Source organism: Sinosporangium album, from assembly GCF_900100605.1.
GTDB lineage: Bacteria > Actinomycetota > Actinomycetes > Streptosporangiales > Streptosporangiaceae > Sinosporangium > Sinosporangium album.
Genome location: NZ_FNCN01000007.1, coordinates 242,503 through 253,471, shown reverse-complemented (window position 1 = coordinate 253,471; position 10,969 = coordinate 242,503). Strand labels below are relative to the sequence as shown.

The window sequence follows — 10,969 nt, the reverse complement described above, 5'->3', positions numbered from 1 at the left end:
GGACCCTTCCGATGATCAGCGGTCGGTCAGACGGCCGAGCTCGTTGTCGATGAACGCGAAAATCTCGTCCGCGTCGGCGGCCTCAATGTGTTCGGCAACGCTTTTGCCGGAGTCATCCTCGTTAAGCTTGTGCAGCATTCGGCGTAGGCGAAGAGACACTGCGGATTTGAGAGAGGCATCCGCATCGCCCGCGGCCAGAGCGACCTCGAATTTATCGAGGTCGGAAAGCAGTGCTTGCTCAATTGAATCGCTGTGTTCGTTCAGCATCTCCGCCAGCAGGTGCTCGGCCAGCACCGCCGGCGTCGGGTGGTCGAACACGAGGGTCGCGGGCAGGCGCAGCCCGGTGGCCGTGGTCAGCCGGTTGCGCAGCTCCAGCGCGGTGAGCGAGTCGAAGCCCAGGTCGCGGAACTCCCGCGCGGCGTCAAGGGCATCGCCGGACGTGTGTCCGAGTACGGCCGCCCCCTCGGCCCGCACCATATCCAGGACATGTCGCAGGCGGTCGCCGTCCCGCATGCCACGCAATCGTTCGGCCATCGCCGCAGCGAGCTCCGTGCCCGCTCCTGCCTGTGCGGCACGCCGTTTGCCTCTGACCAGTCCCCGGAACAGCGGCGGCACCTCACCACCCGGCGAAGCACTCACCGCGAAACGCCCCAACGCCACCACGTACGGCTCCCGCCCGCGAACCGCCGCGTCCAACAGCGCCAACCCCTCCGCCACCGACAGCGGCGCCACACCCGAAGAGACCAACCTCCGCAGATCCGACTCCGACAGCGCCGCCGTCATCCCACCCGCGGGAACCCACGCCCCCCACGCCACCGAAACCCCGCACAACCCCCGCACAGCCCGATAACGGGCCAGACCATCCAAGAACACGTTCCCCGCCGCGTAAGCCCCCTGACCCGCCGCCCCCATCACCCCCGCGACCGACGAGAACAGCACGAAGACCCGCAGATCCACACCCTGCGTCAGCTCATGCAGATGCCAGGCCGCGTCCACCTTCGACCGCAGCACCCCCGACACCCGCTCCCCCGACAGCGAGGTCACCACCCCGTCGTCCACCACCCCCGCCGCATGCACCACCCCCACCAGCCGCGAACCCACCGGCGCCAGCACCCCCGCCAGAGCATCACGATCAGCGACATCACACGCCTTCACCACCACCTCGGCGCCCAGCCCCCGAAGCTCCTCCACCAGCTCCGCAGCCCCAGGAGCCTCAAGCCCTCTCCGCCCCACCAGCAGCAGGCTCCGCACCCCGTGCGCGACCACCAGATGCCGGGCCACCTCACGCCCCAGCCCGCCGGTCCCCCCCGTCACCAGGACCGTCCCATCACCCGCCCACCCCGAACCGGCACCCGCAACCTCCACCGACACCCGGGCCAGCCGGCCGACCAGCACCTCACCGCCACGAACCGCGACCCGCTCCTCCCCGACCGCCGCCACACCCTCCAGCGGAAGCGGGGCGCCCGGCTCCAGATCCACCAGCCCGAACCGCCCGGGATTCTCCGACAGCGCCGACCCCACCAGCCCCCACACCGCGCCCGCCGCCGGATCCACCGCCTCCCCGGCCACCGACACGGCCCCACGTGTCACGAACACCAGACGCGACCCCGAGAACGCCTCCCCCGCCAGCCACTCCTGCGCCAGCCCCAGAACCCGGCCGCACACCCCATGCACGAACGACGGCACATCACCGCTGCCGAACGTCGGCACCGGGACAAGCACCACGGACGGAACATCGGCCCCCAGACCCGACAACGTCCCGGCCCGGGTCCCGCCCTCGCCCCCCTCGACCAGCACCGGCTCCACAGCAGGGTCGGCCGCACCTGGACCTGCCGGTCCGCACAAGGCTGCTTCCAGCAGCGCGTGCGATATCGAATGCCTGGCGCTGGAAGACCTGCCAGGTCCCGCAGCCGGCAGCACCCATTCCAACGACAACAGGGACCCGAACCCACGCCCCTGCGCCTCTGTCTCCGTGGAGACCGACGGAGAAGAAAGTGACAGTGACTCCACGGAAAGCACCGGAGCGCCTTCCACATCGACCATCGAGAGCGACACCGCGTCGCCACTCAGCCTTGCCACGCGGAAACGCACCGTGGAGGCGCCCGTCGCGTGCAGCGAAACCCCCCGCCATCCCGACGGCACAAGACTTTCACCTTCGTCTTCGCTTTCGCCTTCACCGACGCCCGCGAACTCGGCCGCCTCAACGACCGCATCCACCAGCGCCGGGTGCAAGCAGAACCTTTCGGCATCGCCCGTCTCGCCCGGCAGCGAAACCTCGCCGAACAACTCGTCAGCGCGCCGCCAGAGACCATCAGCCGCGACGGCATCCTTCGGCGGCCATGCGAACGCGTCCGACTCCCCGATCGATTCACCGGGAGCCAGGGTTCCGGTGGCGTGCGCGGTCCATGGGCTGGAGGAATCGTTGCGCGAATAGCAGTGCACCGTACGGTGCCCCGAGGCGTCCGGCGGACTCACCGACACCTGCACCGCGACCGGCCCGCCGCGCAACGGCAGCGGTTCGCCAAGTGTCAATTCGACGACACGATCGCAGCCGACCTGATCGCCCGCACGCAGCGCGAGCTCCAGGAATCCCGTCGCCGGGAATGAGCTTTGGTCGGCCAACCAGGGATGGGTCGCCGGGGACACCATGCCCGTCAGCAACACGCCATCGGAATCCGCGAGGGGAACCACCGCGCTGAGCAGCGGATGTCCCGTCGGCATGAGGCCGACGCCGCTCACATCGCCCAGGCGTGGGGCGGGGACGGGCCAGTAGTTCCGCCGTTGGAACGGATAGGTGGGCAGGTCCACGGGACGAGCGCCGGTGTCGTCGTAGAGGCGGCGCCAGCCCACCGCGACACCCGCGACATGAAGGCGGGCAACCGCACCGATGACAGCGTCTTCCTCGGGCTGATTCTTACGCAGCGCCGGAGCCGCCACATGGTCGGAGTCGCCGTCCAGAGTTTGCTGCACCAGCGCCGTCAGTGTCCCGTCAGGCCCGAGCTCCAGAAACGCCGACACGTCCCTTTCCGTCATCGTTCGCACCGCATCGGCGAACCGTACGGCGTGGCGAACATGGCGAACCCAATACCCAGGTGAACGGATCTCCTCAGGTGAAGCGACGTCACCCGTAAGGTTCGACACCACGGGAATCGTCGGCGTTTTCAACTCCAGCCGTTCCACGACCGCGCGGAACTCCTCAAGCATCGGGTCCATCAGGGATGAGTGGAACGCGTGCGACACCCGAAGCCGCGACGTCTTCCTCCCCAGCCCCTCGAAATGCCGCCGGACCCGCTCGACCGCCTCCGACACACCCGACACCACCACCGACGTCGGCCCGTTCACCGCCGCCACGGCCACACCGTCATCCCGGCCGAGCTCGGCCAGCACCTCCTCCTCGGCGGCCTGAAGCGCCACCATCGCCCCGCCCGCCGGAAGCGCGTCCATCAACCGGCCCCGCGCCCCCACCAGCACACACGCATCCTCAAGCGAGAACACCCCCGCCACATGCGCCGCCGCCACCTCGCCGATCGAATGCCCCGCCACCAGGTCCGGCCGCACCCCCCACGACTCCACCAACCGGAACAGGGCAACCTCAAGGGCGAACAAACCGGCCTGCGCATGAACCGTCCGATCCAGCAGCTCGGCATCCTCCCCCCAGACGACTTCGCGAACGCCGGGCAGCAGCCCGCACACCTCATCGAACGCCGCCGCGAACACGGGAAAGCGCGCACGCAGCTCCCGGCCCATCCCCAGCCGCTGCGACCCCTGCCCTGAGAACAGCACCGCCAGGGACCGCTCACCCGCACGCCCCCGCGCCACCTCCCGCACCCCGTCCGGCCCCGCGAGGAACACCGCCCGGTGCGCGAACGCCGTACGGCCCGCCAGCGACAACCCCACGTCCACGGCACGGCCCGCAGCGGACATCACCCGCTCGACCTGCGCCCCCAGCGCCGCCTCCGACGTGCCCGACACCACCCACGGCACCACACCCGGCACCACACCCGGCACCACACCCGGCACCGCATCCGGCGCCGCATCCGGCGAGACCGCCCGCTCCCCGACGGCCTCCTGCACGTCGGGCGCCTCCTCCACGATCACGTGCGCGTTCGTCCCACTGATCCCGAACGACGACACCCCCGCCCGCCTCGGCCGCCCGGCACTGTCCCACGGGACCGGTTCGGTGAGTACGGCAACCGCTCCCATCGCCCAGTCGACATGCGTGGACGGCTCATCCACGTGCAGCGTCGGCGGCAGCACCCCGGAGCGCATGGCCATGACCATCTTGATCACGCCCGCCGCTCCCGCAGCCGCCTGCGTGTGGCCGATGTTCGACTTCACCGACCCCAGCAGCAGCGGACGCTCCCGCCCCTGCCCGTACGTCGCCAGCAGCGCCTGCGCCTCGATCGGGTCCCCCAGCGGCGTGCCCGTGCCGTGTCCCTCGACCGCGTCGACCTCGGCCGGCGACAGCCCGGCGTTGGCCAGCGCCTGGCGGATCACCCGCTGCTGGGAAGGCCCGTTCGGCGCGGTGAGCCCGTTGGACGCGCCGTCCTGGTTGACCGCCGAGCCCCTCAACACGGCCTGCACGCGGTGCCCATTGCGCCGAGCGTCCGACAGCCGCTCCAGCAGGAGTACGGCTACGCCCTCCGACCACCCGGTCCCGTCCGCCGCGTCCGCGAACGCCTTGCACGTGCCGTCGGGCGCGAGCCCGCCCTGCCGTGAGAAGCCCAGGAAACTCACCGGCGTGGACAGAACGGTCACGCCGCCTGCCAGGGCCAGCGAGCTTTCGCCACTGCGCAGCGACTGCGCGGCCAGATGCATGGCGACCAACGACGACGAGCAGGCCGTATCGATGGTGACGGCGGGCCCCTCCAACCCCAGGACATAGGCGACACGTCCGGAGATCACGCTGTTCGCGAGCCCGGTACTCGCATGGCCTTCGACGTCCTCACGCGAGTTCATCACGAGCGTCGCGTAGTCCTGGCCCGTCGTGCCGACGAACACCCCGGTACGGCTGCCGCGCAGCGCCGCCGGATCGATCCCGGCGCGCTCCACCGCCTCCCATGATGTCTCCAGCAGCAGACGCTGCTGCGGGTCCATCGCCAGCGCCTCACGCGGCGAGATACCGAAAAAGTCAGCGTCGAACTCCCCCACACCAGTCAGGAAGCCGCCGCGACGAGTGGCGCTGACGCCGCGCCCGGGTCCCTGCCCGCCGAACAGGGCGTCGAGATCCCAGCCTCGATCGGTGGGGAAGTCACCGATGCCGTCCCTGCCCTCGGCCACCAGCTCCCACAGGTCCTCGGGCGATTCGACCCCGCCGGGCATCCGGCACGCCATCCCGACGATCGCTATGGGCTCGTCGGCGGGCAGCGTCGCATTCACGACGGCGATGCCGAACTCGCTGTGCTGCCCCAGCAGTTCCGCCGTCAGGTGCTCGGCCAGCACCGCCGGCGTCGGGTGGTCGAACACGAGGGTCGCGGGCAGGCGCAGCCCGGTGGCCGTGGCCAGCCGGTTGCGCAGCTCCAGCGCGGTGAGCGAGTCGAACCCCAGGTCGCGGAACTCTCGCGTGGCATCGACCGACTTGCCGGACTTATGCCCCAGGACAACCCCGGCCTCCTGCCGTACAAGGTCCAGCATGTGCCGCCCGCGCTCCGCCTCGGGCATCTGACGTAGACGCTCGGCGAGTACGGACGCCGTCCCCGCGGCCTCTCCCGCCGCAGCCGCCCGCCGCCTCACCCTGACCAGTCCCCGGAACAGCGGCGGCACCTCACCACCCGGCGAAGCACTCACCGCGAAACGCCCCAACGCCGCCACGTACGGCTCCCGCCCGCGAACCGCCGCATCGAACAGCGCCAGCCCTTCGGCCACCGGCAGCGGCGCGACCCCCGAGGCGGTCAACCTGCGCAGATCCGCCTCCGACAGCGCCCCCGTCATCCCACCGGAAGGAGCCCACGCCCCCCACGCCACCGAAACCCCGCACAACCCCCGAGCAGCCCGATACCTGGCCAGACCATCCAAGAACACGTTCCCCGCCGCATAGGCCCCCTGCCCGGCGGCCCCCATGACCCCCGCGATCGACGAGAACAGCACGAACATCCGCAGATCCAGGCCCTGCGTCAGCTCATGCAGATGCCAGGCCGCGTCCACCTTCGACCGCAGCACCCCCGACACCCGATCGCCGGACAACGAGGTCGCGACTCCGTCGTCCAGCACCCCCGCCGCATGCACCACTCCCACCAGCCTGGATCCCACGGGCGCCAGCACCCCCGCGAGAGCGTCACGATCGGCAGCGTCGCACGCCTCCACCACCACCTCGGCGCCCAGCCCCCGCAGCTCCTCCACCAGCTCCGCAGCCCCGGGGGCTTCCAGCCCCCGGCGCCCCACCAGCAGCAGGCTCCGCACCTCATGCGTGACCACCAGATGCCGGGCCACCTCACGTCCCAACCCGCCGGTCCCGCCGGTCACCAGTACGGTCCCGTCACCGGCCCAACCAGCACCCAACATGACGGCAGCCGACGGCCCAGCGTCGTTGGAGCCGACGAAGGCCGCCGACCCCGCGGCCGACCCATCGGACGGGGACCCCATGTCGGCCACCCCGCGCCGCGCGGGGCCTGCGGCGTCCGCCGATGCCCGGGCCAGGCGGGCGACCAGGACCTCACCACCACGAACCGCCACACGCTCCTCGCCGACCGCCGACATGCCCGCCAGCACATCGCTCAGCGGCAGTGAGGCCCCCGGCTCCAGATCCACCAGCCCGAAACGCCCGGGGTTCTCCGACAGCGCCGACCCCACCAACCCCCACACCGCACCAGCCGCCGGATCCACCGACTCCCCCGTCGCCGACACGGCCGACACAGCCCCTCGCGTCACGAACACCAGACGCGACCCCGAGAAACGCTCCCCCGCCAGCCACTCCTGTACCAGTCCCAGGACCCGGCCGCACACCCCGTGCACGAACGACGGCACATCATCACCGTCGACACCCGGAACCGGAACCACGATGACAGGCGGCACCGCAGAATCCAGATCCGCCAGCGCCCCGACCGGAACCCCGCTCCAACCACCGTGAATCAGCGGCGGCTCCTCAACCAGCCCGGCGGCATCGCCGACGCCTATGGACAAGCCCAGCGACACGCCGTCCCCGGAACACCCGTCCTCCGGGACCGGCATGCCGGGCTGCGCCGTACCAGACGGCCGGTCATGGCCACGCGGGGGATCCAACGTGGGTGTGGTCACGGCCCCACCGTCCCGGCCGTGACCGCGCTTCGCCGCAGGTGCCTCCGCAGCACTCCAGGCGAAGTCGACCAGTGCGTATCCCGTCGGCCTGTATCCCGTCGCCCGATCAACCCCGTTGCGGCCGGACGGAGCCGGGATCCACTCCAACGTGAGCAGAGACCCGCCGCCATCAGCCCTGTGCGCACCGGGGACCGAGAGGACCGAGAGAGTCAGTGACTCCGCCGACAGCACCGGAGCGCCCTTGACGTCGACCAGCAAGGCCGACACCGCGCCTTCACCACCCGCGCGGACCAGCCGCGCACGCACGACCGACGCCCCAACCGCGTGCAGCGCGACACCCTGCCACGCGGTCGGGCTGAGATGCGGACCGAGATGGCCCCTGCCGTCCGGCCCCGTGCCGACCCCATGCACGAGCTCGTCCGCCTGCGCCACGGCGTCCAGCAACGCCGGGTGGATCGAGAATCGCCCGCTGTCTCCGGCGACCTCGGCAGGCAGCGCGGCCTCAACGAACACCTCGGCCCCTCGGCGCCACGCCGAGCGCAGCCCTTGGAAGGCCGCCCCCCGCCCCTCCCCGAGCCCTTCGACGTCGACCGCGACCGCGCCCCGAGGCGGCCACACCGAAGCGTCGAAGGCTTCGACATCCTGCCTGCCCTCGGCCAGGACACCCGACGCATGCTCGACCCACACCTCGTCAAGCTCAACCATGCCGCGCCCGGAGGAACCCGGACCATCCGTACGCGAAAAGAACCCCACGCTCCGGGCGCCCGACGCATCCGGTGCCCCCACCCAGACCTGCACGACCACCGCGCCATCCTCAGGAAGGACAAGCGGCTCACGCACCGACAGTTCTCGCACTGTGTCACATCCGGCGTAGTCGCCCGCGAGTACGGCAAGCTCCAGGAACGCGGTCGCCGGCAGAACGGCGACGCCGTCCACGGTGTGGTCGGCCGACCAGGGGAGTTCCCGGGTGGAGAGCCGGGTGGTGAACAGGAGCTCCTCACGACCAGCGAGGGGGACGACAGCACCCAGAAGTGGATGGTCGGCCGTGGCAAGACCAAGGGCTGAGGGATCGCCCGCATCAGGCTGAAGTGCGGGCCAGTACCGCTCACGCTGAAAGGCATAGGTCGGCAGGCCGATGCGCCGGGCCCCGGTGCCGTCGAAGGCCGCGGCCCAGTCGACCTTCACGCCGGCCACGTAAAGCTCCGCAAGCCCGCCGAGCAGCGCGGTCTCCTCCGGCCGGTCCGCACGCAATCCGGCGGCGGCCACACACCCCTCGTCCACAATGCCCCGCACCAGAGCGGTCAGCACCCCGCCAGGCCCGAGCTCCAGGAACGCCGTCGCCCCCGCCTCCCGCAGGCTCCGTACCCCGTCGGCGAACCTTACGGTGTCCCGCACATGCCTCACCCAATAGTCGGGCGTCGTCACCACCTGGGGATCGGCCAGGCCACCGGTCACATTCGACACCAGCGGGAACTCCGGGGCATTGAACGACAGCCCCTCGACCACCGCCCGGAACTCCTCCAGCATCGGGTCCATCAACGGCGAATGGAACGCATGCGACACCCGAAGCCGCGACGTCTTCCGCCCAAGCCCCTCGAAATGCCGCCGAACCCGCTCGACGGCATCCTCGTCCCCAGAGACCACGACCGAGGCGGGCCCATTCACCGCCGCCACAGCCACACCATCCTGGCCCAGCTCGGCCAGCACCTCCCCCTCGGTGGCCTGCACCGCCGCCATAGCGCCCTCGGACGGAAGCGCGTCCATCAACCGGCCGCGCGCCCCCACCAGCACACACGCATCCTCAAGCGAGAACACCCCCGCTACATGAGCCGCCGCCACCTCGCCGATCGAATGCCCCGCCACCAGGTCCGGCCGCACCCCCCACGACTCCACCAGCCGGAACAGCGCCACCTCGACCGCGAACAACCCCGCCTGCGCATGAACCGTCCGATCCAGCAGCCCCGCATCCTCACCCCACACCACATCCCGCACACCCGGCAGCAGCCCGCACACCTCATCGAACGCCGCCGCGAACACCGAGAACCTCCCATGCAACTCCCGGCCCATCCCCAGCCGCTGCGCCCCCTGTCCCGAAAAGAGGAACGCCACAGACCGCTCACCCGCGCGACCCCGCGCGATCTCCCGCACCCCGTCCGGCCCCGCCAGGAACACCGCCCGGTGCGCGAAAGCCGTACGGCCCGCCAGCGAGAACCCCACATCCACAGCACGGCCCGCAGCAGACGTCACCCGCTCGACCTGCGCGTCCAGCGCCACGTCCGACTTGCCGGACACCACCCACGGCACCACACCCGGCTCCCCGACCGCCGCCGCCTCCTGCGGTGCGGACGGCGCCTGCTCCACGATCACGTGCGCGTTCGTCCCGCTGATCCCAAAGGAGGAGACACCGGCCCGACGCGGCCGGCCGCCCTCAGGCCACTCCCGCGCCTCGGTCAGCAGCTCGACCGTGCCCGCCGACCAGTCCACGTGCGACGACGGCGCATCCACATGCAGCGTCGGCGGCACCACCCCGTGCCGCAACGCCATCACCATCTTGATCACACCCGCCACACCCGCAGCCGCCTGCGTGTGGCCGATGTTCGACTTCACCGACCCCAGCAACAGCGGCCTGTCACGCTCCTGCCCGTACGCCGCGAGAAGAGCCCCCACCTCGATCGGATCCCCCAGCGGCGTCGCCGTGCCATGTCCTTCCACCACGTCCACATCGGCCGGGGACAACCCCGCACTGGCGAGGGCGGCGCGAACGACACGCTGCTGCGAGGGGCCGTTGGGGGCGGTGAAGCCGTTGCTCGCGCCGTCCTGGTTGACGGCGGAGCCTCGGATGACGGCGAGGACGGGATAGCGGTTGCGCCGGGCGTGGGACAGGCGGGCGAGGAGGAGCACGCCGACGCCTTCGGACCAGCCGGTGCCGTCGGCGGCGTCGCCGTACGCCTTGCATCTGCCGTCGGCGGCGAGCCCGCCCTGGCGGCTGAACTCCAGGAGCGAGCCGGGCGTGGACATGATGTTCACTCCCCCGGCGAGGGCGAGCGCGCATTCACCGGCGCGCAGCGACTGGACGGCCAGGTGGACGGCGACCAGGGACGAGGAGCAGGCGGTGTCGACGGTCACCGCGGGCCCTTCCAGCCCGAAGGTGTAGGAGACTCGGCCGGAGACGGCCCCGGCGGCGATGCCCGTGCCGATGTCGCCGGTGGCGTCGGCGAGGGACCTCACGAGCAGGTAGGCGTAGTCCTGCCCGTTGGTGCCGATGAAGACCCCGGTACGGCTTCCGCGCAGCGCGACCGGGTCCAGGCCGCCGCGTTCGAACGCCTCCCAGGAGGTCTCCAGCAGCAGCCGCTGCTGCGGGTCCATGGTGACGGCTTCACGCGGCGAGATGCCGAAGAAGTCGGCGTCGAAATGGGCGGCGGAGTCGAGGAAACCTCCCCGCAGGCTGACGTCCGTGCCGCGCGTGTCGGTGCCCGCGCCGTACAGGGCGGCGAGGTCCCAGCCGCGGTCGGCGGGCAGCGGGGAGGTGGCGTCGACGCCGGCGGCGACCAGGTCCCACAGGGCTTCAGGGGTGTCGGCTCCGCCGGGGTAGCGGCAGCTCATGGCCACGACGGCGATGGGCTCCGCGGCGGCGGAGAGCAGTTCGCGGTTGTGGCGCCGCAGGCGTTCGGCCTCTTTCATGGAGGACCTGAGGGCCTGGACGACCTTGTCGTTCGGGGTGGTCATGGGCGAGCTC

The 10,969-nt window shown here is 71.2% G+C and carries 1 protein-coding gene; it reads right to left on the bottom strand.

Annotation, left to right across the window (positions count from 1 at the left end; all coding sequences use genetic code 11):
- Positions 1–15: 15 nt before the first annotated feature.
- Entirely contained in the window at positions 16–10,959 is a 10,944-nt protein-coding gene (locus tag BLQ73_RS31105; protein ID WP_176955350.1) for a type I polyketide synthase, read from the bottom strand.
- Positions 10,960–10,969 lie beyond the last annotated feature (10 nt).

What these genes read in the sequence shown, in the direction of transcription:
- BLQ73_RS31105 (WP_176955350.1), bottom strand. Translation starts at nt 10,959, where the DNA reads ATGACCACCCCGAACGACAAGGTCGTCCAGGCCCTCAGGTCCTCCATG.